Source organism: Nocardioides sp. HDW12B, from assembly GCF_011299595.1.
GTDB lineage: Bacteria > Actinomycetota > Actinomycetes > Propionibacteriales > Nocardioidaceae > Marmoricola_A.
This window is the reverse complement of sequence record NZ_CP049867.1, coordinates 1,778,265-1,802,164: the sequence shown is the minus strand read 5'-3', so window position 1 is coordinate 1,802,164 and position 23,900 is coordinate 1,778,265. Positions and strand designations below refer to the sequence as shown.

General features: G+C 73.0%; 29 protein-coding genes. 12 read left to right on the top strand and 17 right to left on the bottom strand.

What is annotated here, in order from left to right:
- Window positions 1-13: 13 nt before the first annotated feature.
- On the bottom strand, window positions 14-1,258 hold the full coding sequence (cobA, locus tag G7072_RS08465; RefSeq protein ID WP_166085403.1) for a uroporphyrinogen-III C-methyltransferase: 1,245 nt from the start codon (window positions 1,256-1,258) through the stop codon (window positions 14-16).
- Window positions 1,259-1,388: 130 nt separating this feature from the next.
- Between cobA and G7072_RS08460 the strand changes: the two genes are divergently transcribed.
- Window positions 1,389-1,919 carry a YbhB/YbcL family Raf kinase inhibitor-like protein gene (locus G7072_RS08460; RefSeq protein WP_166085400.1) on the top strand — a complete coding sequence of 177 codons (531 nt, stop codon included), beginning with the start codon at window positions 1,389-1,391 and terminating at the stop codon, window positions 1,917-1,919.
- Window positions 1,920-1,925: 6 nt separating this feature from the next.
- Here the strand turns inward: G7072_RS08460 and G7072_RS08455 are convergent, their stop codons facing one another.
- A complete protein-coding gene (locus tag G7072_RS08455; protein WP_240917208.1) occupies window positions 1,926-2,417 on the bottom strand; it encodes an NUDIX hydrolase in 492 nt (163 codons plus the stop codon).
- 43 nt (window positions 2,418-2,460) lie between these two features.
- On the opposite strand from G7072_RS08455, the gene G7072_RS08450 reads away from it, so the two are divergent.
- A complete protein-coding gene (locus tag G7072_RS08450; protein ID WP_166085398.1) occupies window positions 2,461-3,453 on the top strand; it encodes an alpha/beta hydrolase in 993 nt (330 codons plus the stop codon).
- Here the strand turns inward: G7072_RS08450 and G7072_RS08445 are convergent.
- The 4 genes from G7072_RS08445 to G7072_RS08430 are packed head-to-tail and all read right to left on the bottom strand — an operon-like array spanning window position 3,443 to window position 6,707.
- Window positions 3,443-4,201, bottom strand: coding sequence for a sulfite exporter TauE/SafE family protein (locus G7072_RS08445; protein ID WP_166085396.1), 759 nt, complete (start codon window positions 4,199-4,201; stop codon window positions 3,443-3,445). The two genes, G7072_RS08450 and G7072_RS08445, sit on opposite strands and share 11 nt — an antisense overlap.
- A complete protein-coding gene (locus G7072_RS08440; RefSeq protein WP_166085394.1) occupies window positions 4,198-5,382 on the bottom strand; it encodes an SPFH domain-containing protein in 1,185 nt (394 codons plus the stop codon). Before G7072_RS08440 ends, G7072_RS08445 begins: the two co-directional genes overlap by 4 nt.
- A 27-nt stretch (window positions 5,383-5,409) precedes the next feature.
- Complete coding sequence (locus tag G7072_RS08435; protein WP_166085392.1) at window positions 5,410-5,874, bottom strand: NfeD family protein; 465 nt, start codon at window positions 5,872-5,874, stop codon at window positions 5,410-5,412.
- A 47-nt stretch (window positions 5,875-5,921) separates the two neighbouring features.
- Window positions 5,922-6,707, bottom strand: coding sequence for an ABC transporter ATP-binding protein (locus tag G7072_RS08430; RefSeq protein WP_166085390.1), 786 nt, complete (start codon window positions 6,705-6,707; stop codon window positions 5,922-5,924).
- A gap of 52 nt (window positions 6,708-6,759) precedes the next feature.
- Here G7072_RS08430 and G7072_RS08425 point away from each other — a divergent pair, with 52 nt between their 5' ends.
- Window positions 6,760-7,554 carry a hypothetical protein gene (locus G7072_RS08425; RefSeq protein WP_240917207.1) on the top strand — a complete coding sequence of 265 codons (795 nt, stop codon included), beginning with the start codon at window positions 6,760-6,762 and terminating at the stop codon, window positions 7,552-7,554.
- On the opposite strand, the gene G7072_RS08420 is transcribed toward G7072_RS08425, so the two are convergent.
- On the bottom strand, window positions 7,551-8,189 hold the full coding sequence (locus G7072_RS08420) for a TetR/AcrR family transcriptional regulator (RefSeq protein WP_240917206.1): 639 nt from the start codon (window positions 8,187-8,189) through the stop codon (window positions 7,551-7,553). The genes G7072_RS08425 and G7072_RS08420 overlap by 4 nt on opposite strands.
- 67 nt (window positions 8,190-8,256) lie before the next feature.
- On the opposite strand from G7072_RS08420, the gene G7072_RS08415 reads away from it, so the two are divergent.
- From G7072_RS08415 to G7072_RS08405, 3 genes are read left to right on the top strand one after another with little or no spacing between them, the layout of a single operon-like run.
- A complete protein-coding gene (locus G7072_RS08415) occupies window positions 8,257-8,664 on the top strand; it encodes a RidA family protein (protein ID WP_166085388.1) in 408 nt (135 codons plus the stop codon).
- A gap of 29 nt (window positions 8,665-8,693) precedes the next feature.
- On the top strand, window positions 8,694-9,914 hold the full coding sequence (gene serB, locus G7072_RS08410) for a phosphoserine phosphatase SerB (RefSeq protein ID WP_166085386.1): 1,221 nt from the start codon (window positions 8,694-8,696) through the stop codon (window positions 9,912-9,914).
- 26 nt (window positions 9,915-9,940) lie between these two features.
- Window positions 9,941-10,426, top strand: coding sequence for a DinB family protein (locus G7072_RS08405; RefSeq protein WP_166085383.1), 486 nt, complete (start codon window positions 9,941-9,943; stop codon window positions 10,424-10,426).
- A 50-nt stretch (window positions 10,427-10,476) separates the two neighbouring features.
- Here the strand turns inward: G7072_RS08405 and G7072_RS08400 are convergent, their stop codons facing one another.
- Entirely contained in the window at window positions 10,477-10,752 is a 276-nt protein-coding gene (locus G7072_RS08400) for a hypothetical protein (RefSeq protein WP_166085382.1), read from the bottom strand.
- Between the two features lie 188 nt (window positions 10,753-10,940).
- Window positions 10,941-12,530 carry a kelch repeat-containing protein gene (locus tag G7072_RS08395; protein ID WP_166085380.1) on the bottom strand — a complete coding sequence of 530 codons (1,590 nt, stop codon included), beginning with the start codon at window positions 12,528-12,530 and terminating at the stop codon, window positions 10,941-10,943.
- A gap of 289 nt (window positions 12,531-12,819) precedes the next feature.
- Between G7072_RS08395 and G7072_RS08390 the strand changes: the two genes are divergently transcribed.
- Complete coding sequence (locus tag G7072_RS08390) at window positions 12,820-14,214, top strand: NAD(P)-binding protein (RefSeq protein WP_206063323.1); 1,395 nt, start codon at window positions 12,820-12,822, stop codon at window positions 14,212-14,214.
- Here G7072_RS08390 and G7072_RS08385 read toward each other — a convergent pair.
- Window positions 14,211-15,068 (bottom strand): alpha/beta fold hydrolase, encoded by an 858-nt coding sequence (locus G7072_RS08385; protein WP_166085376.1) that lies wholly within the window; start codon window positions 15,066-15,068, stop codon window positions 14,211-14,213. The two genes, G7072_RS08390 and G7072_RS08385, sit on opposite strands and share 4 nt — an antisense overlap.
- Before the next feature lie 281 nt (window positions 15,069-15,349).
- Here G7072_RS08385 and G7072_RS08380 point away from each other — a divergent pair, with 281 nt between their 5' ends.
- Complete coding sequence (locus G7072_RS08380) at window positions 15,350-15,553, top strand: cold-shock protein (RefSeq protein ID WP_166085375.1); 204 nt, start codon at window positions 15,350-15,352, stop codon at window positions 15,551-15,553.
- Window positions 15,554-15,622: 69 nt separating this feature from the next.
- Here the strand turns inward: G7072_RS08380 and G7072_RS08375 are convergent, their stop codons facing one another.
- The gene (locus tag G7072_RS08375; protein ID WP_166085373.1) at window positions 15,623-15,955 is read right to left on the bottom strand and encodes a hypothetical protein; all 333 of its coding nucleotides are present in this window, start codon (window positions 15,953-15,955) and stop codon (window positions 15,623-15,625) included.
- Between the two features lie 123 nt (window positions 15,956-16,078).
- Between G7072_RS08375 and G7072_RS08370 the strand changes: the two genes are divergently transcribed.
- Complete coding sequence (locus G7072_RS08370) at window positions 16,079-16,603, top strand: hypothetical protein (RefSeq protein ID WP_166085371.1); 525 nt, start codon at window positions 16,079-16,081, stop codon at window positions 16,601-16,603.
- Window positions 16,604-16,631: 28 nt separating this feature from the next.
- Here G7072_RS08370 and G7072_RS08365 read toward each other — a convergent pair whose 3' ends face one another.
- The 4 genes from G7072_RS08365 to G7072_RS08350 form a co-directional block, all read right to left on the bottom strand.
- Complete coding sequence (locus G7072_RS08365) at window positions 16,632-17,162, bottom strand: histidine phosphatase family protein (protein ID WP_166085369.1); 531 nt, start codon at window positions 17,160-17,162, stop codon at window positions 16,632-16,634.
- Between the two features lie 4 nt (window positions 17,163-17,166).
- A complete protein-coding gene (fabI, locus tag G7072_RS08360; RefSeq protein WP_166085367.1) occupies window positions 17,167-17,937 on the bottom strand; it encodes an enoyl-ACP reductase FabI in 771 nt (256 codons plus the stop codon).
- A 57-nt stretch (window positions 17,938-17,994) separates the two neighbouring features.
- Complete coding sequence (fabG, locus tag G7072_RS08355; RefSeq protein WP_166085365.1) at window positions 17,995-18,711, bottom strand: 3-oxoacyl-[acyl-carrier-protein] reductase; 717 nt, start codon at window positions 18,709-18,711, stop codon at window positions 17,995-17,997.
- Between the two features lie 101 nt (window positions 18,712-18,812).
- On the bottom strand, window positions 18,813-19,025 hold the full coding sequence (locus G7072_RS08350) for a dodecin (protein ID WP_166085363.1): 213 nt from the start codon (window positions 19,023-19,025) through the stop codon (window positions 18,813-18,815).
- 156 nt (window positions 19,026-19,181) lie between these two features.
- Between G7072_RS08350 and G7072_RS08345 the strand changes: the two genes are divergently transcribed.
- Window positions 19,182-19,481 (top strand): DUF3099 domain-containing protein, encoded by a 300-nt coding sequence (locus G7072_RS08345; protein ID WP_277343408.1) that lies wholly within the window; start codon window positions 19,182-19,184, stop codon window positions 19,479-19,481.
- A 22-nt stretch (window positions 19,482-19,503) separates the two neighbouring features.
- On the opposite strand, the gene moaA is transcribed toward G7072_RS08345, so the two are convergent.
- Window positions 19,504-20,505, bottom strand: a complete 1,002-nt coding sequence (gene moaA / locus G7072_RS08340; RefSeq protein WP_166085359.1) for a GTP 3',8-cyclase MoaA — start codon at window positions 20,503-20,505, stop codon at window positions 19,504-19,506.
- Window positions 20,506-20,595: 90 nt separating this feature from the next.
- On the opposite strand from moaA, the gene G7072_RS08335 reads away from it, so the two are divergent.
- Complete coding sequence (locus G7072_RS08335) at window positions 20,596-21,363, top strand: SURF1 family protein (RefSeq protein WP_166085357.1); 768 nt, start codon at window positions 20,596-20,598, stop codon at window positions 21,361-21,363.
- A 28-nt stretch (window positions 21,364-21,391) separates the two neighbouring features.
- Complete coding sequence (locus tag G7072_RS08330) at window positions 21,392-21,799, top strand: PPOX class F420-dependent oxidoreductase (protein ID WP_166085355.1); 408 nt, start codon at window positions 21,392-21,394, stop codon at window positions 21,797-21,799.
- Between the two features lie 13 nt (window positions 21,800-21,812).
- On the opposite strand, the gene G7072_RS08325 is transcribed toward G7072_RS08330, so the two are convergent.
- The gene (locus tag G7072_RS08325) at window positions 21,813-23,720 is read right to left on the bottom strand and encodes an ABC transporter ATP-binding protein (protein WP_166085353.1); all 1,908 of its coding nucleotides are present in this window, start codon (window positions 23,718-23,720) and stop codon (window positions 21,813-21,815) included.
- Window positions 23,721-23,900 lie beyond the last annotated feature (180 nt).

Genomic DNA, 23,900 nt, shown 5'->3' with positions numbered 1-23,900 from the left:
GGGCGCTCGGCGCTCAGCCGTGCACGGCACCGGGGGTGGCGTAGCGCTGCGGGTTCGCCACCGCCACCACCTCGCCGACGACCACGATCGCGGGCGGCCGGATGAACTGCGTCTCCAGGTCCTCGGCGACGTGCTCGAGGGTGGACCACACGGCGCGCTCGGTCGGCATGCTGCCGTCGGCCACGACCGCCACCGGGGTCGAGGAGGGACGGCCGGCCGCGACCAGCCGGGCGGCGATGGCGGGCAGGTTCTGCACCGCCATCAGCAGCACGACCGTGCCCCGCATCTGCGCCACGGCGTCCCACGCCACCAGCGAGCCCGGGTGGTCGGGCGGCAGGTGGCCGCTGATCACGGTGAACTCGTGGGCCACGCCGCGGTGCGTGACGGGGATGCCGAGCAGCCCGGGCACCGAGATCGAGCTGGACAGGCCGGGCACGACCCGGACCGGGACACCCGCCTCCTGGCAGGCCTGGATCTCCTCGAAGCCGCGACCGAAGACGAAATTGTCACCGCCCTTGAAACGCACCACGCGCTTGCCGGCGCGGGCCCGCTCGACGATGACCCGGTTGATCTCCTCCTGCGTGGCGGAGCGGCCGCGGGGAAGCTTCGCGACGTCGATGACCTCGACGTCCGGAGACAGCTCACCCAGCAGCTCACGGGGGGCGAGACGGTCGGCGACCACCACGTCGGCGTCGGCCAGCGCCTTGCGGGCGGCCACGGTCACGAGGTCGGGGTCCCCGGGGCCGCCCCCGACGAGCACCACGCCCGGCGTACGGTCCGGGACGTGCGCGGGCAGGGCGCCGTCGCGCAGCCCGTCGATGATCTGGTCGCGCAGGGCGGCGGAGCGCCGCGGCTCGCGGTTGCTGACCACCGCGACGGTGACCCCGTCGTGGCGCCCGACCGCGGGAGTCCACGCCGTCGCCTGACTGGCGTCGTCGGAGCGCACGCAGAAGATCCGCCGCTCCTCGGCCGCCTCGGTGACGGCGGCGTTGACCTCGGTGACGTCGGTGGCCGCGATGACGTACCACGCCTCGTCGCAGTCCTCGGCGACGAAGGGGCGCCGGTGCCAGGTGATCTCCCCCGCGGTCGCGAAGGCCTCGATGGCCGGTGTCGCCTCGGGGGACACGACCTCGACGACCGCGCCGGCGGTCAGCAGCGCGGGCACCCGGCGCTGGGCCACCTGACCCGCCCCGACGACCAGCACGCGGCGACCCTGCAGCCGGAGCGCGGAGGGGTACGGCGGGGCGGTGCTGTCCATGCATGCATTCTCCGGCGGTCCGGTGGGCACGATGAGGACCGACCACCTGACGGAACGCGTCCCCGCGGCCGTCACCGGTCGGTTACACGCACGACACCCGCCCGAGACACCGATCCCGAGGAGAACCTCCATGAGCCTGGACCGCCCGGTCACCCCCGACCCCTACGAGCTGCTGCCGAGCGTGCCGTCGTTCGAGGTCACCAGCGACGACGTCACCGAGGGGCAGGCGCTGAAGGACGACCAGGTGCAGGCCGCCGGCGACACCTCGCCCCAGCTCAGCTGGTCCGGCTTCGGTGACGACACGAAGAGCTTCACCGTGACCTGCTTCGACCCCGACGCCCCGACCCCGTCCGGGTTCTGGCACTGGGTCGTGTGCGACATCCCGGCGTCGGTGACCTCGCTGGACACCGGCGCCGGCGCCGAGGGCGGCGCCGGGCTCCCCGAGGGCGCGTTCATGTGCCGCAACGACGTCGGCACGAAGGCCTTCACCGGTGCCGCCCCGCCGGAGGGCGACCAGGTCCACCGCTACTTCTTCGTCGTCCACGCGGTGAAGGAGGAGCAGCTCGGCGTCGACAGCGACGCCAGCCCGGCGGTGGTGTCGTTCAACCTGGCCTTCAAGACCGCGGGCCGCGCGATCCTCACCGGCACCTACCAGCACTGAGCGTCGTCAGCGGGTGAGACGGCGGTAGGTCTCCGAGGCCAGGAACCGCGGCAGGAAGTCGGCCGTGGTCTCGGCGAGGTCGAGCTCGTCGATCCGGTCCGGGTCGACGAAGACGATCTGCCGCCCCTCCCCCAGCACGATGTCGTCGTCGGTCAGGTCCGCGCGGCCGACCCACAGCTGCCAGTGGTTGCGCAGGCCGGCGACGGCCTTGGTCTCGGGCGTGTGGTCGCCGTCGTACCAGACCTCGAGGACCCCCTCGGGCAGTGTCAGCCCGGTCTCCTCGAGCAGCTCGCGACGCATCGCCGCGGGCCACTCCTCCCCCGGCTCCACGTGGCCGCCGACGATGCCCCACTGGTTCGCAGCGACCGGGGCGCCCTCGTCACGCTCCTGCAGCAGCACCCACCCGCGCGCGTCGACGAGGAAGACGCCTGCGACGTCGCACGAGCGTCGGGCGCAGGGCAGCAGGTGGTCGGGATCGACGGGCGGCGTGGGGCCCACCCGGGCCACTCTGCCTCAGGGCCGGTGGGTGAGAATGCTCGACATGCCTGCCGTTGTGACCCCCGAGGGCCCCGGCGTCGACGACGCCCCCGACCGTCAGGCCGACGTCCTCGGCGCGCCGTACCTCCGCGAGACGATCCCCCTCGAGCCCGACGACGAGGGCGAGGTCGTCGCCACGCTCGTCTCCCGCTCCGACGCCCCGGCGACCGGTCCGGCCGTGCTGCACCTGCACGGCTTCTGCGACTACTTCTTCCAGACCGGGGCGGCCGACTGGTGGACCGAGCGCGGCTACGCCTTCTACGCCCTCGACCTGCGCAAGTACGGCCGCTCCCTGCGCCCGCACCAGACCCCCAACTTCGCGCGCGACCTCGACGAGTACGCCGAGGAGCTGACCGCCGCGTTCCGGATCATCACCGAGCGGGACGGCCACGACCGGGTGCTGCTGACCGGGCACTCCACCGGCGGCATGATCGGGTCGCTGTGGGCGGCCCGGCACGAGGTGCCGCTCGAGGCGGTCGTGCTGAACTCGCCCTGGCTCGACATGCAGGGCTCCTTCCTGCTGCGCACCGCCGGCACTCAGGCCATCAACCAGGTCGGGGCGCGACGGCCCTACCAGTCCATCCCGCGGCACGTGTCCGGGCTCTACGGACGCAGCCTGCACGCCGACTTCGACGGCGAGTGGGACTACGACCTGGCCTGGAAGCCGATCGAGAGCTGGCCGGTGTACGCCGGCTGGTTGCGGGCGGTGCGCCGCGGCCACGCCGCCATCCACAAGGGCCTGGGCCTGACGGTGCCCACCCTCGTGCTCAGCTCGGCCACCAGCCTGCAGCCGCAGGAGTGGGAGCCGGCGGTCGACGAGTCCGACACCGTGCTCGACGTGGCGCTCATGGCGAAGTGGGTGCACAAGCTCTCCCGCCACGTGACGCTCGTGCAGGTCCCCGGGGCGCTGCACGACGTGACGCTGTCGCGCCAGCCGGCCCGCGACCGGGTCTACGCCGAGCTCGACCGGTGGCTCGGGGCCTACGTCAGCGGGTGAGGAAGACGACCAGCGCGGTCGTCCCCATGACGAGGATGAACCCCCGCAGCAGCGCGGCGGGCAGCCGGCGTCCCACCCGAGAGCCGACGAGCGAGCCGACGACCGACCCGACGCCGATCACCAGCACGATCAGCCAGTCGACCTCGGCCACCAGGACGAACACGGCGGCTGCGACGGAGTTGACCACCGCGGACAGGGCGTTCTTCATCGCGTTGGTGGCGTGCACCGGCTCGCCGGTGGTGATCCCGAGCGCCCCGACGAGCAGGATGCCCTGGGCGGCGCCGAAGTAGCCGCCGTACACCCCGGTCGCGGCGACCGCGGGGATCGTCGTCCAGTGGTCGCGGGGCTCGATCCCCTCCTGGGCCCGGGCGTTGATGCGCCGGTTGATCCAGGGCTGCACCGCCACCAGCACGAGCCCGAGCGCGACCAGCACCGGCACCACGGCCTCGAAGGCCTCGGCCGGCAGCACGAGCAGCAGCACCGCGCCGACCAGGCCGCCGACCAGGGAGGCCGGTGCCAGGCGGAGCAGCCGCCGCTTCTGGTGGCGCAGCTCGGCGCGCCAGCCCCAGGCGGCGCTGAGCGCGCCGGGGACCAGACCGATGTTGTTGGAGACGTTGGCGGTGACCGGGGGCACGCCGAACGCCAGCAGGGTCGGGAACGTCAGCAGCGTCCCCGACCCGGCCAGCGTGTTGACGAACCCTGCCCCGATCCCCGCCAGCGCGATCGCGGCGAGCTCGAGCCAGGTCACGAAGCCGGGGGCTCCTCACCGGTGGGCGGGGTGTTCGGGGGCACGTCGACCGACGGCGCGGTCGCGGCCTCCGGGGCGGTCCCCGCGGTGGGGGTGGCGCCGGTGCCCAGCGACCGCGCGTCGGCACGGCGCGAGGAGGGCGAGGCGTCCGCGCGGGCGGCCGCGATGGCGGCCTGCACGTCGGCCTCGGCCGCCTTGACCGCCGGGTCGGTCTCCGTGGCCTCCACGGGGGCGTCGAGGCTGACGCGCGTGCGCGGGCCGCCGCTGCTCTGCGGGATGCCCTCGGAGCCGCCGATGGCCGAGCCGAGGCCCTCGAGCGCCTTGGTGATCTCCGACGGCACGACCCACACCTTGTTGGCGCCGCCCTCGGCGATCTTCGGCAGCATCTGGAGGTACTGGTAGGCCAGCAGCGACTGGTCGGGCTGACCGTCGTGGATGGCCTGGAAGACCGTCTGGATGGCCTGCCCCTCACCCTGGGCGCGGAGGATCGCCGACTGCCGCTCGGCCTCGGCCCGCAGGATCGCGGCCTCCCGCTCGCCCTGGGCGTTGAGGATGGCGGACTGCTTGTTGCCCTCGGCGGTGAGGATGGCCGACTGCCGACCACCCTCGGCGGTGAGGACGACGGCGCGCTTGTCGCGGTCGGCGCGCATCTGCTTCTCCATCGCGTCCTTGATCGACGGCGGCGGGTCGATGCCCTTGATCTCGACGCGGTTGACGCGGATGCCCCACTTGCCGGTCGCCTCGTCGAGGACGGTGCGCAGGCCGGCGTTGATGTCCTCGCGGCTGGTCAGCGTCTGCTCGAGGTCCATGCCGCCGACGATGTTGCGCAGCGTGGTCATCGTGAGCTGCTCGACGGCCTGGATGTAGTTGGCGATCTCGTACGTCGCGCTGACCGCGTCGGTCACCTGGAAGTAGATGACGGTGTCGATGGAGACCACGAGGTTGTCCTCGGTGATCACCGGCTGCGGCGGGAACGACACGACCTGCTCGCGCAGGTCGATGGTGTAGCGGACCTTGTCGACGAACGGCACCACGATGTTGAGGCCGGCCGACAGGGTGGTGCGGTACTTGCCGAAGCGCTCGACGATGCCGGCGCGCGCCTGCGGCACGATCTTGACGGTCTTGGACAGACCGAGCACGACCAGCAGCAGCAGGACGACGAAGACGATGAGGACTTCCATGGGGGTCCAGCCTTTCCGGTTCGGGGGTCAGGACCCCAGCTGAGGGATCTCGTGGACGTACGCCGTGGCGCCGCGGATCTCGAGGACCTGCACCTTCGCGCCCGACGCGATGACCTCGTGCGGGTCGTAGGGCCGGACCGTCCAGACCTCGCCGCGGATCTTGGCCTGGCCCGACTGCTCGGTGATCTCGGCGACGGCGAAGCCCTCCATGCCGATCAGGGCGTCGTGGCCCTGCACCAGGTCGGGGCCGTGGTGGAGCTTCTTGACGACGCCGGGACGCACGAGCGCGAGCAGCCCGACCGAGGTGACGAGGGCGACCACGACCTGGACGCCGAGACCCAGGCCGACGAGGTCGGCGGTCATGCCGCCCAGCGCGCCGACGGCCAGCATGAGCAGGACGAGGTCGAGCGAGAGCATCTCCGCGCCCCCGAGCACCATCGCGGCCACCAGCCACGCGGCCCAGGCGTTCTCACGCACCCAGTCCCAGTCCATGACCCGACTCTACGGGTCAGGGACGAGTCAGGTGGGACAGTCGGGGCTCAGGTGGCGCGGCGCGCGGCCCAGCGCTCGTCGTGCTGCTCCAGCGCCAGCGGGAGCCCGAAGGTCTCCGACAGGTTCTCCGCGGTCATCACGTGCTCGAGCGGTCCGGCCACCACGACACGGCCCTCGCGCAGCATCAGCGCGTGGGTGAAGCCGGGCGGGATCTCCTCGACGTGGTGCGACACCATGATCATCGCCGGCGCCTCCTCGTCCATCGCGAGCCCGGAGAGGGTGACGACGAGGTCCTCACGGCCGCCGAGGTCGAGCCCGGCGGCGGGCTCGTCGAGGATGAGCAGCTCCGGGTCGGTCATGAGGGCACGAGCGATCTGCACGCGCTTGCGCTCGCCCTCGCTCAGGGTGCCGAAGGTGCGCTCGGCCAGCCGGGCCACCCCCAGGTCGGCCAGCAGCTCGGCGGCACGGTCGTGGTCGAGGTCGTCGTACACCTCGCGCCAGCGGCCGAGCACGCTGTAGGAGGCGGAGACGACGACGTCGCGGACCAGCTCGTGGCGCGGGATGCGCTCGGCCAGCGCCGCGCTGGTCAGGCCGATGCGCGGGCGGAGCTCGAAGACGTCGACGGCGCCCAGCACCTCGTTGAGGACGCCGGCCACCCCGTCGCTGGGGTGGATGTTCGCGGAGGCGACCTGCACCAGCGTCGTCTTGCCCGCGCCGTTGGGGCCGAGGATGACCCAGCGCTCGTCCTCCTCGACGGTCCAGTCGACGTCGTCGAGGAGCGTCGCCTCGCCCCGCCGCACCGTCACGCCCGCGAACTGCAGCACCGGATCCATGGGCCTCAACCTATGACACCGGCGGTGGTGTCCTGGTCGTAGGCTCCTCGGCGTGGACGACGACGCACGCGCGCTCCGCCGAGGGGTCGGCGCGGGTGCCCCGGTGAGCGAGGAGCTCGACGACGCGACCGTGCTCGCGCTGTGGCTGACGGCCTGGCTGCGGGGCGAGGTCAGCCTCGACGACGCCCGCGACGCGGTCGTCGGGGGCGACGCCGCGCACGACGTGCTGGACCTGCCCGGTGACCCGGGCGACGCCGGTACGTCGACCCCGCTCATCCTGGCGCTCGGACGGCTCCGTGCGGCCGGGGCGACCGGGGCGTCGCTCGCGCTGCCCGAGCCGGGCGATCCCCTGGGACTGGCGGGACCGCCGGCGTTCAACGCCGAGGCGTTCGAGGCCGAGCAGGCCGTCGTCGTGCGCGGCACCGGGGTCGGGCTGGTGCCGGTGCGGGCGGGAGCCGGCGTGGTGTGGCGGTGCCTGCCCGCGACTCCCCCGCCGCCGACGCACGGGGTGGCCGACGCGGAGCGGGTCCTGCGCCGCACGCTGACGACCACGGCGGACGCTCTGGTCGACCTCGACGTCGCGCGCTGGCGGCCCGAGGTCGCCGACGAGATCATGGACCTGCGCCGACCGCTGGCAATGCCGGTCCCGGCGTCCCTGTCGGGACGCACCCAGGCCCTGCTGGCGCTGGCCACGCGGTGCCGCCGGATCGTGGCGCTGGCGCGCGAGGACGACGGCAACGCCGTCACCGCGCGCGAGATCGCCGTACGACGCGAGGCGCTGCAGCCGTTGGACGGCGCCGCCCGGCGCGCCGTGGTCGCCGCGTGCGACCCCGACGCCGAGCGCTAGGACCGTCCTCCGGGTCCGGCCGTGGGCCCGACCGGCCAGCCGGCGCTGACCGACCTCTCGGCGCGCTCCCGGTCGTCACCGGCGTGGACGCAGAACGCGACCGACACCTGGCGGGCCTGGTCCTGGACCACCTCGGCGGGCAGCACGCCGGTGAGGCCGAGCATCGCGAGACCGTGGCCACTGGCCCAGAAGCGGGTCGCGACGCCGAGCGGGTCGGTGTCCGGGGCGAAGCGCCCGGCCTCGCGGGCGCGGGCGGCCGCGTCGACGAGCAGGTCGAAGGAGCGTGAGGCCACCGCCGGGTCGACCAGGTCGTGCGCGGCGTCGAACATCGCCCGGTAGAGGTCCGGGTGCTCGGCCGCGCTGCGCTGGTACGCCGCCCCGAGGGCGGCGAGGTCGTGGACCGGGTCGTCGGTCGACGGGACCTGTGCGAGCCGGTCGCCGAGCCGGAGGAACCCCTCACGGCGTACCTCGGCCCACAGCCCGGCCATCCCGTCGAAGTGGGTGTAGACGGCCATCGTCGACACCCCCGTGCCCGCGACGAGCGAGCGGAGGCTCACCGGCTCGCGCGCGGCCAGCATGGTGGCGGCGCGCTCCACGAGCATGGTGCGGACGGACTCCGGGGCGGGGCGAGGCACTTGCCCAGTGTGGCATAGCAGTGCTATGAATGGGAAGCCATAGCACTGCTATCACCAGGAGCGCCCCATGTCCGTCGAGCTGATCAACCCGCCGGGACTCCCCCGGCCCGAGCACTACAGCCAGGTCGCCGTCGCCACCGGCACCCGCCTCGTCCTCGTCTCCGGGCAGGTCGCCCGCGACGCCGACGGCTCCCCCGTCGGTGACGGGGACCTCGCGGCCCAGGTCGAGCAGGCCTTCCGCAACGTCGCGACCGCCGTCGAGGCGGCCGGCGGCACCTTCGCCGACGTCGCCAAGCTGACGATGTACGTCGTGGACTGGACGCCGGACAAGCTGGGCGCGCTCGGCGAGGGCATCGGACGCTTCGCCGCCGCCGTCGGCACCGACCCCACCAAGGCGGTCACCCTCATCGGCGTGTCCGGGCTGGGCGAGCCCGACCTGCTCGTGGAGGTGGAAGCGACGGCGGTGCTGCCGTGAGCGCACCGGAGCGGTAGCGTTGGCGCCCTATGGACGACGAGCAGGACGCCCCCACGACACTGCTCATCACCCTCACCGGCGTGGACCGGCCCGGTGTCACCACCGAGGTCCTCCGCACGTTGGCCGGCTTCGGTGTCGACGTGCTCGACATCGAGCAGATCGTGCTGCGCGGCCGCCTCGTGCTCGGCGTGCTCGTGACCGCGCCACGCGGCTGGAAGCAGCTGCGCGACGCGGTGACCGCCGCCGGTGCGGCGCTCGACCTCGAGGTCACCGTCGACAAGGGCACCGGTGACAACCGGGCCCGGGGCGCGGGCCGCAGCCACGTCACCGTGCTCGGCAGCCCGCTGAAGGCGACCGCGGTGTCGGCCATCACGGGCCGGATCGCCGACATCGGCGCGAACATCGACCGCATCGAGCGCATGGCGCGCTACCCCGTCACCGCGCTGGACCTGCACGTCTCCGGCGCCGACCCCGACCGGCTGCGGCTGGTGCTGGCCGAGGAGGCCGCCCGCCAGCAGGTCGACGTCGCCGTGCAGCCGGCCAACCTGCTGCGCCACGGCGTGCGGCTGATCGTCATGGACGTCGACTCCACCCTCGTGCAGGGCGAGGTGATCGAGATGCTCGCCGAGCATGCCGGCTGCCTCGACGAGGTCAAGCGGGTCACCGAGGAGGCGATGCGCGGCGAGCTCGACTTCGAGGAGTCGCTGCGGGCCCGCGTCGAGCTGCTCGAGGGCCTGGACGCCGGGGCCCTCGACAAGGTGTACGACGGGCTGGTGCTGACCCCGGGGGCGCGCACCCTGGTGCGGACCCTCAAGCGACTCGGCTACCGCTTCGCCATCGTGTCGGGCGGCTTCAGCCAGGTCACCGACCGGCTGGCCGAGGATCTCGGCATCGACTTCGCCGCCGCCAACGAGCTCGAGGTCGTCGACGGCAGGCTCACCGGTCGGATCGTCGGCGCGGTCGTCGACCGGGCGGGCAAGGCCGACGCGCTGCGCCGCTTCGCCGCCGAGGCCGGCGTCAGCCAGGCCGCGACCGTGGCCGTCGGCGACGGCGCCAACGACCTCGACATGCTCGGTGCGGCCGGCCTGGGGATCGCCTTCAACGCCAAGCCGGTGGTGCAGAAGGCGGCGGACACCTCGGTCAACGTGCCGTTCCTCGACGCCGTCATCTACCTGCTGGGCATCAGCCGCGAGGAGGTCGAGGCGGCCGACGCCGCGGCCGGCTTCACCACCCCCGCTCCCCCCGTCTGAGGGGCGAGCGGCCTACCGTGGCCGCCATGTCACGCGAACGCGACGTCCTCGTCGCCCACCTGCAGTCCGAGCGCGCGCACGTGCTCGCCACGCTCGAGGGACTCTCCGAGGAGGACCTCACCCGCGCCGTCGCGCCGTCGGGGTGGTCGATGGCCCAGCTGCTGCAGCACCTGACCTACGACGACGAGATCTTCTGGGTCAGCGCCATCCTCGGCGCCGACGAGGAGGCGATCGGGCTCGTGCAGAACGGCTGGGCGGTGCCCGTCACGAGCGGGGCCGACGCGGTCGCGACGTACCGGCGCTGGGCGGAGCGCAGCGACGCGGTCCTGGCCGAGGTCGACCTCGACGCAGCTCCCCGCTGGTGGCCCCCCGCGGAGGTGTTCCCGTTCCCCCGCTTCGCCGATGCGCGCGGCTGCGTCTACCGGGTGCTCGTCGAGACCGCGACGCACGCCGGTCACCTCGACCTCGTGCGCGAGACCGTCGACGGCCACCAGCACCTGGTCGTCTCGTAGCCCGGCGCCGGCACCGCGCCGGCACCGCGCAGGCACCGCGCCGGCGTGGCTCAGCAGTCGGTCGTGCGCGCGAGGCCGCTGATGGGGGTGCCGAAGGGGACGTCGATGAAGCCCTTGATCTCGGCGATCCGGCGGGCGACCGTCCCGGGGTCATCGAGCGCCTGCGGCACGAAGACCTTGCCGACGCAGGAGGCGCTGTCGCTGACGCGCGACTGAACGGCAGGGCCCGTCGGTGCTGCGGAGGCCGGCGCGGCGAGCGCGACGGACCCGGCGAGCAGGACGGTGGCGGCCAGGGTGGCGGACAGGGTGGCGGTGCGTGAGCTCATGGCGTGTCCCCTTGTCTCCCCCGGGCGCCGCGGGACCGGTTCCCACCGGATCACGGGAGGTGACCCCAGGGTGGCGCCCCGACCTCGGCGTGGCGAGGGCCGTCGGGCGGGTGCCCCCGGGACCTCGGTCCGCGCTGGGCGGGACGGACCGGGGTCCGTCCCGCCCAGCGACAGGTCGACGGGACCCGTCAGTGGCTGTGCTGGCGCAGCGCCTCGGTGGCCAGGCAGGTGCTGGTGAAGCCGCCGGCGGTCACGGTCTGCTCGGCGACCTGGACGCGGTAGCGGCCGACCTGGTCACGCAGCACCGAGCGGAAGGTGCCCTCGGCGGTCGTGACCGGCGCCGCGACCTGGGTCCACTGCCCGGTGGCGGAGTCGAGCCGGGCCAGCACGACCGGACGCTTGGCACGGCAGGCGGTCACGGTGTCGGTGACGGTCAGGCGCCCCGACAGCACCAGACGTCGTACGCCGGAGACCGTCTGGTGCACACCGGCCAGGGTGACGCGCCGGGCGTGGGTGGCCTCGCACGGGTCGCCCGTGCCGTCGGCGTCGGTGTCGACCTGCGACTTGTTGGCGACCGTCGGGCAGTTGTCCCGGCTGTCGGCCACGCTGTCGCCGTCGGCGTCGACGACCGGCGCGGGCTCGGCCGGAGGCGTGACGATCTCGGCGGACCTCAGGTAGCCGGCCTTGTAGCCGCCGGCGACGAGGGCGGTGCCGTTCGGGAGTGCCGTGACGCTGGGGTACTGCCGCACCGTCGCCAGCGCGCCGGCCGCGCGCCACGTCTTCGTGACCGGGCTGTAGACCTCGGTGCCGGTGTTCGACTGACCACCGGCGACGAGCACGCGGCCGTCGCTCAGCGCGGTCGCGTCGTGCCACTTGCGGGGGGCGCTCAGCGAGGCCGTCCTGCTCCAGGTGCGGGTGGCGGGGTCGTAGACCTCGCTCGTGGCCAGCGTCCCACTGTCCGTGAACCCGCCGGTGACGAGCACCTTCCCGTCGCCCATGAGGGTGGCGGTGTGGCCGGCCCGGCCGACGCTCAGGGGGCCTGCGTTGGTCCAGAGCCCGGTGGCGGGGTCGAAGGTCTCCGTCCGCTTGAGGTAGCCGCTGCCCTCGGTGCCGTCGCTGCCGCCGACGACGAGCACGGTGCCGTCGCCCAGCAGCGTCGCGGTGTGGGAGAGACGCGGGGTGGCGAGGGAGCCGGTGGTCGACCACGTGCCCGCGTCGCCCAGGGTCGGGTCGTAGACCTCGCTGCTGGCCAGGTCCTGCCACTCGTCCCCCACGATCCCGCTGCCGCCGGTGACGAGCACCCGGCCGCCCTGCAACGTGGTGGCGACGTGCTCGTAGCGGGCGTGCAGCAGCGGGGCACCGGCCGACCAGGTGCGCGTGTCGTCGTCGTACACCTCGGTGGTGCCGGTCACCTCGCCGGAGGGACCGTCGTCGATGCCGCCGGTCACGATCACCCGACCGCCGGCCAGCGCCGCGGTCGCGGAGGCGGTGCGACCGAGGGCGAGGGAGCCGACCGTCGCCCAGGTCCGGGTCGACGGCTGGAAGACCTCGGCCGCTCGCAGTCCGTAGGGGCTGGCGGCGTTCTTCCCGCCCGACATCAGCACCGAGCCGCCGGGCAGCACCGTGGCGTCGTGCAGCATCCGGGGCGCGGACATGGACGCGGTCGCGGCGGTCGTGGCCTGGGCGGCGACGAGCCCGCCGGCCGAGGCCAGCAGGGCCGCGGCCGTCAGCGGCACGGCGATCCGCCGCAACCGGGCAGGGCGATGGGACACGGGCATGGAGAGCCTCTCGACGCGGAGCCCGCACCCGGCACCGAGAGCGGGCGACGGTGGAGACTCGGAGGTGACGGCGACGGGTGTCGCGCGAGAAGCGTTGCACTGCGGATCGTCCGGAAGGTCCGACCCGGGACGACCGGGGACCAACGTCCCCACATGCTGGCCGAACGGTCAGGAGGCTGCGGGCGGCACCCCGGGCGTGCAGGGGTCCTCGGCACCACCGGGCCCGTCATCGGAAGTTCCGCGCGCCGTGGTGGTGGCGGCGCCCGTCACCGCGTGGTTGGTTGGCACGGTGACACGAACAGTCGAGGCCGACTACCTGGTGGTCGGCGCCGGAGCCATGGGCATGGCCTTCACCGACGCCCTGATCGACCACAGCGACGCCCACGTGGTGATGGTCGACCGCCGGTCCGGACCGGGCGGGCACTGGCGCGGCGCGTACCCCTTCGTCCGCCTGCACCAGTCCTCCACGTTCTACGGCGTGCCCTCGACGCTGCTCGGCGGCGGCCGCATCCAGACCGAGGGCCCGGAGGCCGGGCTGCACGAGCGTGCCGACCAGGGCACCATCTGCGCCTACTACGACCAGGTGCTCGCCGAGCGGATGGTGGGCCCCGGACGCGTGGAGCTCTTCACCTCCGCCGACCACCTCGGCGGCCGCTCCTTCGCGTCCCACGACACCGGGGAGCAGTACGAGGTGCCCGAGCGCTGCCGGGTCGTCGACGCCCGCTACCTCGCGCCCGAGATCCCCGCCGAGACACCTCCGCGGTTCGCGGTCGGCGAGGGGGTGCGGGTGATCCCGGTCAACGACCTCGTCGCGGAGCAGTCCTCCCCCAGCCAGTACGTCGTCGTCGGCTCGGGCAAGACGGCCACCGACGCCTGCGTGTGGCTGCTGGGCAGCGGCGTCGACCCGGACGCGATCTGCTGGGTGCGCCCGCGGGAGCCGTGGATGCTGAACCGCGCCCTCATCCAGCCCGACCCCGAGATCTACCTCGCCATGGTCGCCGACATGATGCAGGCCGCCGGGTCCGCGACCTCGCTCGACGCGCTCTTCCTGCGCCTGGAGGAGCTCGGGATCATGCTGCGCATCGACCGGACGCGCACCCCGTCGATGGCCAAGGCCCCCACCCTCGGTGTCTGGGAGCTCGAGCTGCTCCGCACCATCGGCAACGTGGTGCGTCGCGGGCACCTGACGTCGGTGGAGCGGGGCCGGCTGACGTTCGCCGACGGCTCGGTCGCGGTGGCCGACGACGCCCTCGTCGTCAACTGCGCCGCCGACGGGCTCAAGAACCCGACCCGCGTGCCGATCTGGCAGCCCGACGTCATCACCCTGCAGGCGATCCGGGCCGGCTTCCCCTGCTTCGGCGGCGCGCTGGCCGGGTACGTCGAGGCGACGCGCGCGGACGACGCCGAGAAGAACCGGCTGTGTCCCCCGTCGTCCTTCGGCAACAGCCTCGTCGACTGGGCGACGATGAACGTGCTCGGCATGCGCAACGCGGCGTCCTTCGGCTCCGAGCCCGACGTCAAGGACTGGTCGAACCGCGTCGCGCTCAACCCGGCCCGGGTCCCGCCCGAGCACCCCGGCTCCGCCGCCCTCGACGACGCGCTGGGGCGCCTGCAGGAGCACACCGGGCCCGGCGTGGCGCGCCTGGCCGAGCTCGCCGGCGTCACGACGGGGGCCGCGGGCTAGTCCACGGACGGTGCGGAGGCCACGAAGTCGCGGAGCAGGCGGGCGAAGCGGTCCGGGTCCTCGAGGTGGGGGAAGTGGCCGGCGCCCTCGAAGAGCTCGACCTGGCAGTCGGGCAGCGCCTGCTGCACGCTCCGCGCGTGCGCCACCGGGATCATCCGGTCCTTGGTGCCCCACACGATGAGCGTCGGCACCGGGAGCGCGCCCTCGAGGTGGTCGTGGGCGCTGATGCTCTGCCCGCCGATGTCGATCACGGCCCGGGTGGTCGACAGGAAGGCGCGTCGGCTCTCGCGGTCGCCCAGCGAGCTGAAGCCGTGCCAGATCGCGCCGAGGTCGGCGCCGGGCCGCCAGCCGGTCCGGGACGCCCCGCGTCCGAGGGCCTCGACCTTGCCGAGCACACGACGCGAGGCGACGACGCCCAGGACCTGGGCGGCACCGGGAAGCGTGGCGGAGCGCAGCACGAGGTTGACCTCGCGCCCCAGCCCGCCGCTGGAGACCAGCACGATGCGCTCGACCCGCTCGGGGAACAGGTAGAAGAACTGCATCGCGATGCCGCCGCCGAGCGAGTGCCCGACCAGCGTGACGCGCTCGACCCCGAGGTGGTCGAGGAGGTCGCGCATGGTCGCGGCGTGCGAGCTGAGCGAGTAGTCGCCGAGCGGCTTCGCGGACTCGCCGTGACCGAAGAGGTCCGGTACGACGAGCCGGTGGTCGTCGTCCATCGCGTCGACGAGGTGCGCCCACTGCCGCTGCGAACCGAGGATGCCGTGGATGAACAGCACGACCGGACCGGAGCCGCTGTCGACGTACGACAGCTCGTGACCGTGCAGCACGACCGTGTCGGGGACCAGGCGGACCATGGTGGTGTCCTCGTTGCACTCGGGGGACGGGGGGGGGGGGGGGTTCACGGTATCCCCGAGGTCGGCGACAGGCCGACGCGGAGGTGCCGATGCCGCGATCCGGGCTCCATGCACTATCGTCGACGTTGTTGAAGGGAAGGCTCACGGGCCGTCCTCGCCGCGCACCTAGTCGCGGCTGGTATTTCGTACTTCTGATCTTCGGTTCGCTGGACATCAGCACAGCTTCGATGTCTTCAGCAGCTCGAGGGCACACCGCCCTCGGCAGACCAAAGGAAAAGATCATGGCTCAGGGCACCGTCAAGTGGTTCAACGCTGAGAAGGGCTTCGGCTTCATCTCGCAGGACGGCGGCGGCGAGGACGTGTTCGTCCACTTCTCCGCGATCCAGTCCAGCGGCTACAAGTCGCTCGACGAGAACCAGAAGGTCGAGTTCGACCTCGCCCAGGGCCCCAAGGGTCCCCAGGCCGAGAACGTCCGCGTCTCCTGATCTGACGCCGAAGGGCCCCGACCGCACTGCGGTCGGGGCCCTTCGCACGTCACGGGCCGTGTCTGCCCGTCACAGCTGCAGCACCGACGCCGCGCTGAGGTACGCCGCCGACACCGCGGCGGGGTCGTGCAGGTCGTTCGCGCCCGCCGCGGCCGCCTGCGACCGTGCGCGTACGGCGGCGCCGGGGTCCGGCGAGACCAGGTCGGCGCACAGACCCGTGACGACGGCGTCGGTGTCGTGGGAGTCGAGACCGTCGAGGGCGAGGCCGTCGTGGAGCAGGGTCGCGGCCTCCTCGAACACCTCGCGCGCCAGGTCCGGGTCGACCTCGGGGCGCTCCCGCGCGACCGCCTCCGCCGTCGCCATGAAGCGCTCGAACGCGGGTCCTCGGTCGCTCGTCACCATGCCCCAGCGTCCCAAGGCCTCCCCGCCGGGGCAACGGGATTCGCGGGCGCCTCCCCCGCGACACTCGACCGCCTCGCCGGTGACGTGCCGGGGCGCACGGGACTCCTGGGGCAGGATGGGCGGATGAGGAACAGGGGCTGGAGCGCAGTCGTCGCAGCAGTGGGGACCGTGGCCGTCTCGGTCGCTCCGGTGGCGGCCCAGGAGGGCAGGGTCACCGACCGGCGCGGGGACGCTCACGGGCGGGGGCTCGACATCGTCGCCGCCTCGGTCGACAACGGCCGGGACCGGCTCGTGGCGCGCGTCAGCGTCGTCGATGCGGTCCGCGGCGACCTGATCGTGAGCGTCGAGCCGCGGCGCGGCAGGGGCGTGCGGCTGGTCAGCGAGCACCGTCCCGACGGCGAGACCAGGAGCTACGTCGTCCCGGGGGCCTTCACCGGACGTCAGGTGGCCTCGGCGCCGCGCTGCGACGGGCTGCGGGTGCGCTGGTTCGCCGACCGTGGGATGGCGCGCATGACCATGCCCTCGAGCTGCCTCGCCGGCGGCGACTACGGAGCCGTCCGGTTCGCCGTGCTCACCGAGCGCCGCCGCGACACCGACTACGCGCCCGGCGCCGCCGTCCGGGCGTCCGACTGGATCCCGCGCGGTTGACGGGCACCCCGCGTCCGGCCGCGGCCGGTCAGGCGCGGGCGGTGTGGACGTGGCGGACGGTCACGCCGCCGGGGGTGAGGTCCTCCCACGCCGTCGGCACGTCGTAGACGGCCAGGGTGGCGGTGGGGAAGCCGCCGGCGAGACCGGCCTCGGCCTCGTCCGGTCCCGCGCCGTCGCCGAGCGAGCCGGCCAGGACCTCGGTGTCGGGGTTGTGGCCCACGAAGATCACGACCTCGGCCGCGTCCGGCACGAGCCGGAGGCTCTCGAGGATCGAGTCGGCGGAGGCGCCGTACATCGAGCGCGAGACCTCCGCGCGCGCCGACGACCCCGACCCGGCCGCCACCGCGGCCCACGTCTGCTGGGTCCGCTCGGCGGCGGAGACCACGGCGTGGTCGGGCACGCAGCCGACGCCGGCCAGCCACCGGCCGGCCGCCTCCGCGTCCGCGTGGCCGGTCGGGGTGAGCCGCCGGCCGATGTCACCGCCGATCGGCCCGCTGGGCGTGCTCTCGGCCTTGGCGTGGCGCATGAGGACGAGCGTGCGGGGGCGGTCTGCGGTCACCGCCTCAGAGTCCCATGGCGTGGAAGCCGCCGTCGACGTGGACGATCTCGCCGGTCGTCGCCGGGAAGAAGTCGCTCAGCAGCGCCACGACGGCCTTCGCGGTCGGGGTGTGGTCGGACTCGTCCCAGCCCAGCGGAGCGCGGTCCTTCCACGACGACTCGAGGTCCTCGAAGCCCGGGATCGCCTTCGCCGCCAGCGTCTTGAGCGGACCGGCCGAGACCAGGTTCACCCGCACGCCCTTCGGGCCCAGGTCACGCGCGAGGTAGCGCGAGGTCGACTCGAGGCCGGCCTTCGCCACGCCCATCCAGTCGTACGCCGGCCACGCGACCGTGGCGTCGAAGGTCATGCCGACCACCGAGCCGCCCTCGGACATCAGCGGCAGGCACGCGGTGGACAGCGACTTCAACGAGTACGCCGAGACCTGCACCGCCTGCGCGACGTCCTCCCACGGGCCGTCGAGGAACTTGCCGCCCAGCAGCGTCTCGGGGTTGCCGTAGGCGATCGAGTGCACGACGCCGTCGAGACCGTCGACGTGCTCCGAGAGCAGCCCGGGCAGCCGCTCGAGGTGCTCGGGGTCGGTGACGTCGAGCTCGATGACCGGAGGCTCGGTCGGCAGCCGCTTGACGATGCGCTTGGTGATGCCGAGCGCGCGCCCGAAGTTGGAGACCAGCACCGTGGCGCCCTGCTCCTGGGCGACGCGGGCGACCGCGAAGCCGATCGAGCTGTCCATCGTGACGCCGGCCACGAGGATGCGCTTGCCGTCGAGGATTCCCATGGTTCTCCTGGGTGTGTGCGGGGTGGGTGGGTGAGCTGGTGGGTCGGCCGGGGTGGCTCAGTGACCCATGCCGAGGCCGCCGTCGACCGGGATCACGGCCCCGGTGACGTAGCCGGCGGCGTCGGAGGCCAGCCACGTGATGGCGCCGGCGACCTCCGCGGGCTCGGCGTACCGGCCGAGCGGGATCTGCGCCTTGTACTGCGCCTTCTGCTCCTCGGGCAGCACCGCGGTCATCTCGGTGTCGACGAAGCCGGGGGCGACGACGTTGGCGGTGATGGAGCGGCTGCCGAGCTCGCGCGCGATGGAGCGGGCCATGCCGACGAGGCCGGACTTGCTGGCCGCGTAGTTGGCCTGGCCGGCCGAGCCGAGCAGCCCCACGACGGAGGAGACGAAGATGATGCGGCCGCGGCGCATGCGCAGCATGCCCTTGGCGGCCCGCTTGGCCACCCGGAAGGAACCGGTCAGGTTCGTCTCGATGACGTCGGACCAGTCGTCCTCGCCCATGCGGAGGAGCAGCGTGTCCTTGGTGATGCCGGCGTTGGCCACCAGCACCTCGACCGGGCCCTGCTTCTCCTCGATCTCGGCGAAGGCGGCCTCGACCTGCTCGGGGACCGTGATGTCGCACTGCACCGCGAGGAAGCCCTCGGGGGGCTCACCGGAGCGGTAGGTGATGGCGACAGCGTCGCCCTGGGCCGCGAAGGCCTCGGCGATCGCCTTGCCGATGCCCCGGTTGCCGCCGGTCACGAGGACGGATCTGGACGCCGTGTCGGACACGGGTTCCCCTTTCGCGCAGGTCACATGCTCTGACCCGTTCGACGCTAGGGGCTACTTGTGGGTACCCGAAATCGGGTCTCGACGAGCTCGACCGACGGGATTCAGTCGTCCTCGAGGCGGAAGCCGAGCTTGATGCCGACCTGGAAGTGCTCCACCGTGCCGTCGTGGACCTGACCGCGGACCTGGGTGACCTCGAACCAGTCGACGTGGCGCAGCGTCGAGGCGGCGCGCTCGACGCCGTTGCGGATGGCCTGGTCGATGCCCTCCGGCGAGGTGCCGACGATCTCGGTGACGCGGTAGGTACGGTTGCTCATGGGGCTCTCCAGAGGTCGGGGACGCGGGGCGGGGACGGGCGGTGGTGCACCGCCCTGCGGATCGTAGACCCGGCACCACCACGGCGTACGGCGACGTCACCGACCGGTTCACGAGACGCCCAGGTCTGTCTTGGAACCTCCACGTAGTGTGGAGGTGTGGCGAGGAAACAGGACGACACTCTGAGGATCACCTCCGCCTCTCGGTCCCACAGCGAGGACATGAGCGGGCGGATGCGCCGCTACCTCATCTCCATGGCCATCCGCACCACGTGCGTGATCGCCTGCGTGCTCTCGATCGGGCACTGGTGGACGTGGCTGTTCGCCGCCGGTGCGGTCTTCCTGCCCTACATCGCGGTGGTGGCGGCCAACGGTGGCTCGGCGCCCGACCCGGCGCGCAACGACTACGAGTACCACCCCGACCTGCCGATGATCGAGCGCGGCCCGCGCGACGTCTGAGCCCGCGGGCTCCGTGCGTCGGTCAGCCGCCGATGGCCGACATCGGCCGCGACGGCTGCAGGAACGTGACGTCGTCGATGCCGTGCCCGGGACGCTTGCCGAGGACGGCCACGCGCCACCGGTCGGCCAGCTCCTCGTCGGAGGCGCCCTCACGCATGGCCGTCATGAGGTCGGACTCCTCACGGGCGAACAGGCAGTTGCGGACCTGGCCGTCCGCGGTCAGCCGCACCCGGTCGCAGTCGCCGCAGAACGGTCGCGTGACCGAGGCGATGACGCCCACGGTGGCCGGTCCGCCGTCGACGGCGAACAGCTCCGCCGGCGCACTCCCCCGCGGCTCCTTCGCCGGCGTGAGGACGAAGCGGGTGGCGAGGCTCTCGAAGATCTCGTCGGCCGTGATCATCTGCTCGCGCGTCCAGCCGTGCTGGGCGTCGAGCGGCATCTGCTCGATGAAGCGCAGCTCGTAGCCGCGGTCGAGGCACCACTGCAGCAGCTCGGGCGCCTGGTCGTCGTTGACGCCGCGCATCAGCACCGCGTTGACCTTCACCGGCCGCAGGCCCGCCGCGTCGGCGGCCGCCAGCCCCGCCACCACGTCGTGGAAGCGGTCGCGCAGGGTCAGCTCCTTGAACGTGTCCGAGCGCACCGTGTCCAGGCTGACGTTGACCCGGTCCAGGCCCGCCTCGGCCAGCGGCCCGGCCAGCTTGGCCAGCCCGAGTGCGTTGGTGGTGACCGACAGGTCGGGGCGCGGGGACAGCTGCGCGCAGCGCGCGACGATGTCGGTCACGCCGCGCCGCACGAGCGGCTCGCCGCCGGTGAAGCGCACCTCCTCGATGCCGAGGTGCTCCACCGCGATGCCGACCAGGCGCACGATCTCGTCGTTGGTGAGGATCTTGTCGTTCGGCAGCCAGTCGAGTCCCTCGGCGGGCATGCAGTAGGTGCAGCGCAGGTTGCAGCGGTCCGTCAGCGAGACCCGGAGGTCCGTGGCGGTCCGGCCGTACCTGTCGACGAGGCCCGAGGTGGAGGTCACAGGGGTGAGTCTAGGCCGCGGGCGGTGGCGTGGCCCACGTCCCACGGGGTGGGCTCGTTCCGGCAGCCGCCGGGGGCCTAGATTCGGGGTGTGGGATTCCTGCTGAGCCGCCGCTGGGTGCTCTTCGCGATCGCGGTCGCGCTGCTCGCCGTGCTCGCCGTGCGCCTCGGGGAGTGGCAGTTCCACCGCCTCGCCGACCGCGAGGAGCGCAACGGGTTCATCGCGCAGAACATCGACGCCGACCCCGTGCCGGTCGACCGGGTGCTGAGCCCCGACGAGGACGTGCCGCTCGAGCGGGAGTGGCTGCGGGTCACCGCCACCGGGGAGTACGACGACGCCGCGACGGTCGTGGTCCGCTACCAGACCCGCGACGGCCAGCCCGGCGTCGACCTGGTGACCCCGCTGCGCACCGACGCCGGCGCCGCGGTGCTCGTCGACCGCGGCTGGCTCTCGACCCCGAACACCGGGACCGTCCCGACCGACCTGCCCGCTCCCCCGTCCGGCGAGGTCACCGTCACCGGCTGGGTGCGCGCCGACGGGTCGGGCTCCTCCACCGTGGTCGAGGACGGCTCCACCCGCGCCATCTCGTCGGCGGCGATCGGCGAGACCGTCGACTACCCCCTCTACGAGGGCTTCGTCGACGCCGAGACCGAGGACCCGGCCGCCGGCACGACGCTGGTGCGCACCGAGCTGCCCGACCTCGGCAACGGCCCGCACTTCTTCTACGGGCTCCAGTGGTGGTTCTTCGGCCTGCTGGCCGTCTTCGGCTTCGGCTACCTCGTCTGGGACGAGCGACGCCGGATGCGTCGCGGCCAGGCTCCGGGGAAGGCTTCCCAGGAGAGCGTCAACACCCCCTGACGCGCCCGACCGACCCCTGGAGGTCCCTGTGCCCAAGCCCCCGCTGCCCGACGACGTGCGTGAGTTCCTCGCGCAGCCGCACCCGGCGGTCATCACCACGCTCCGCGCTGACGGCCAACCCGTGTCCGTGGCGACGTGGTACCTGCTCGACGGCGACCGCGTGCTGGTGAACATGGACGCCACCCGCAAGCGCCTGGAGCACCTGCGGCACGACCCCCGGGTGGCGCTCACCGTGACCGACAAGGACGACTGGTACACCCACGTCAGCGTCGTCGGGACGGTCGTGGAGATGAAGGATGATGAAGGTCTGAGCGACATCAACCGGCTCTCCCAGCACTACCGGGGCCAGGACTACCCCGACCAGCAGAGCCCGCGCGTCAGCGCCTGGGTCGAGGTCGAGCGCTACCACGGCTGGGGCGCGAAGAAGCAGAGCTGAGGACGCCGGCGGGTCACAGCGCCGGGACGACGTCCTCGGTCGGCTCGGTGGGCTCGGCGTCCTCGCGGAACTGCGTGCGGTACAGCACGGCGTACAGCCCGCCCTGGGCGAGCAGCTCGGCGTGGGTGCCGGACTGCACGATCCGGCCCTCGTCGAGAACCAGGATCTTGTCGGCGTTGCGCACGGTGGAGAACCGGTGCGCGATGACGAGCGAGGTGCGCCCGGTCAGCGCCTCGTCCAGCGCGCGCTGGACCGCGGCCTCCGACTCGGAGTCGAGGTGGGCGGTGGCCTCGTCGAGCACGACGATGTCGGGTGCCTTGAGCAGCAGCCGCGCGATGGCCAGGCGCTGGCGCTCCCCGCCGGAGAGGCGGTAGCCCCGGTCCCCCACGACCGTGTCCAGGCCGTCGGGCAGGCTCTCGACGAGCCGGCCGACCTGGGCGGCGTGCAGCACCCGCCAGAGGTCGCGGTCGTCGGCCTCGGGCCGGGCGTAGACCAGGTTGGCCCGGATCGTGTCGTGGAACATGAACGTGTCCTGGGTGACGTAGCCGACCGCGTCCTCGAGCGACTGCAGGGTCAGGTCACGGACGTCGGTGCCGCCGACGCGCACGGTGCCACCGGTCACGTCGTACAGGCGGGCGACGAGGTGGGTCACGGTGGTCTTGCCGGCACCGCTCGGGCCGACCAGGGCCACCATCTGGCCCGGCTCGATGGTGAAGCTGATGTCGCGCAGCACCTCGCCCGAGTCCTTGGAGTCCTTGCGGGCGACCGCCTCGAGGCTCGCGAGCGAGACCTCCTCGGCGCGCGGGTAGCCGAAGCGGACGTGGTCGAACTCGACGCGCGAGGACCCGGCGGGCAGCGGGGTGGCGTCGGCCTTCTCGGGCACCGTGGTCGGCAGGTCGAGCACCTCGAAGACGCGCTCGAAGCTGACGAGCGCCGTCATCACGTCGATGCGGACGTTGGACAGGCCCTGCAGCGGGCCGAGGAGGCGCAGCAGCAGGGTGGCCAGTGCCAGCAAGGTGCCGGTGGACAGGTCGCCCTGGATGACCAGGTAGCCGCCGACGCCGTACACGATGGCCGTGGCCAGGGCCGGGATCAGGGTGAGGGCGGCGCGGAAGACGTTGGTGATGAGCGCGATGCGCACCCCGAGGTCACGCACCAGCGAGGCGCGCTGCACGAAGGCCTCGTCCTCGTGCTCGCGGCGGCCGAACAGCTTCAGCAGCATCGCGCCGCCGACGTTGAAGCGCTCGGTCATGGCGTTGCCCAGCGCGGCGTTGCCGTCCATCTGCTCGCGCGTCAGTCCGGCCAGGCGCGTGCCGACCCAGCGCGACGTCACGACCAGGATCGGGAACAGCAGCAGGCACAGCAGCGTGACCTGCCACGACAGCCTGAGCATCACGACGCCGACGAAGACGACCGCGATCGAGTTGGAGACCGTGCTCGACAGCGTCGAGGTGAAGGCGCGCTGCGCGCCGATCACGTCGTTGTTGAGGCGGCTGACCAGCGCACCGGTCTGGGTGCGGGTGAAGAACGCGAGCGACAGGCGCTGCACGTGGCCGAACACCGACGACCGCAGGTCGAGGATCAGGCTCTCGCCGATGCGGGACGACAGGTAGCCCGAGAGCAGCGTCAGCACGGCGTCGAAGACCGCCACCGCCGCCATGGCGCCGGCCAGCCACCACACCAGGCTCGTGTCGCCGGCCCCGATGCCGTCGTCGACGAGCCGCTGGATCAGCAGCGGGAGCACCACCACGAGGGCGGCGTCGAGCACGGTGAGGGTCAGGAAGGTGCCGATGAGCCGACGGTGCGGCCGGGCGAAGCGCAGCACCCGTCGGACCGTCTCGCGACGCAGGCGGGTGTCGGTCGCGCTCCGGTCGGTGCGCATGTGGCGCCACACCGGCCCCATGCCGTGCCCCATCGCCATCGACCCACCACCTCTCGCTGCTGCTCATGCTGCTGCTGCTGGTCTCACGCCCAACCCCGCATGTAACGCGGGGTTATGGACGGGTGACAACGGTTACAACCCGCGCGAGGCGTCCTTATTCCACGGTCGGATGCCCGCGGGCCCGGCTGCCGGTCTGCTCCCGACCCCGCTCGTACGCCG

Excerpts from the sequence above, each read along its gene's own strand:
- G7072_RS08395 (WP_166085380.1), bottom strand. The coding sequence starts at position 12,530 with ATGCCCGTGTCCCATCGCCCTGCCCGGTTGCGGCGGATCGCCGTGCCG.
- G7072_RS08450 (WP_166085398.1), top strand. The coding sequence starts at position 2,461 with ATGCCTGCCGTTGTGACCCCCGAGGGCCCCGGCGTCGACGACGCCCCC.
- G7072_RS08385 (WP_166085376.1), bottom strand. The coding sequence starts at position 15,068 with ATGGTCCGCCTGGTCCCCGACACGGTCGTGCTGCACGGTCACGAGCTG.
- G7072_RS08415 (WP_166085388.1), top strand. The coding sequence starts at position 8,257 with ATGTCCGTCGAGCTGATCAACCCGCCGGGACTCCCCCGGCCCGAGCAC.
- G7072_RS08370 (WP_166085371.1), top strand. The coding sequence starts at position 16,079 with ATGAGGAACAGGGGCTGGAGCGCAGTCGTCGCAGCAGTGGGGACCGTG.
- G7072_RS08380 (WP_166085375.1), top strand. The coding sequence starts at position 15,350 with ATGGCTCAGGGCACCGTCAAGTGGTTCAACGCTGAGAAGGGCTTCGGC.
- cobA (WP_166085403.1), bottom strand. The coding sequence starts at position 1,258 with ATGGACAGCACCGCCCCGCCGTACCCCTCCGCGCTCCGGCTGCAGGGT.
- G7072_RS08405 (WP_166085383.1), top strand. The coding sequence starts at position 9,941 with ATGTCACGCGAACGCGACGTCCTCGTCGCCCACCTGCAGTCCGAGCGC.
- G7072_RS08460 (WP_166085400.1), top strand. The coding sequence starts at position 1,389 with ATGAGCCTGGACCGCCCGGTCACCCCCGACCCCTACGAGCTGCTGCCG.
- G7072_RS08440 (WP_166085394.1), bottom strand. The coding sequence starts at position 5,382 with ATGGAAGTCCTCATCGTCTTCGTCGTCCTGCTGCTGCTGGTCGTGCTC.
- G7072_RS08325 (WP_166085353.1), bottom strand. The coding sequence starts at position 23,720 with ATGGCGATGGGGCACGGCATGGGGCCGGTGTGGCGCCACATGCGCACC.
- serB (WP_166085386.1), top strand. The coding sequence starts at position 8,694 with ATGGACGACGAGCAGGACGCCCCCACGACACTGCTCATCACCCTCACC.
- G7072_RS08435 (WP_166085392.1), bottom strand. The coding sequence starts at position 5,874 with ATGGACTGGGACTGGGTGCGTGAGAACGCCTGGGCCGCGTGGCTGGTG.
- fabI (WP_166085367.1), bottom strand. The coding sequence starts at position 17,937 with ATGGGAATCCTCGACGGCAAGCGCATCCTCGTGGCCGGCGTCACGATG.
- G7072_RS08430 (WP_166085390.1), bottom strand. The coding sequence starts at position 6,707 with ATGGATCCGGTGCTGCAGTTCGCGGGCGTGACGGTGCGGCGGGGCGAG.
- G7072_RS08400 (WP_166085382.1), bottom strand. The coding sequence starts at position 10,752 with ATGAGCTCACGCACCGCCACCCTGTCCGCCACCCTGGCCGCCACCGTC.
- G7072_RS08350 (WP_166085363.1), bottom strand. The coding sequence starts at position 19,025 with ATGAGCAACCGTACCTACCGCGTCACCGAGATCGTCGGCACCTCGCCG.
- G7072_RS08375 (WP_166085373.1), bottom strand. The coding sequence starts at position 15,955 with ATGGTGACGAGCGACCGAGGACCCGCGTTCGAGCGCTTCATGGCGACG.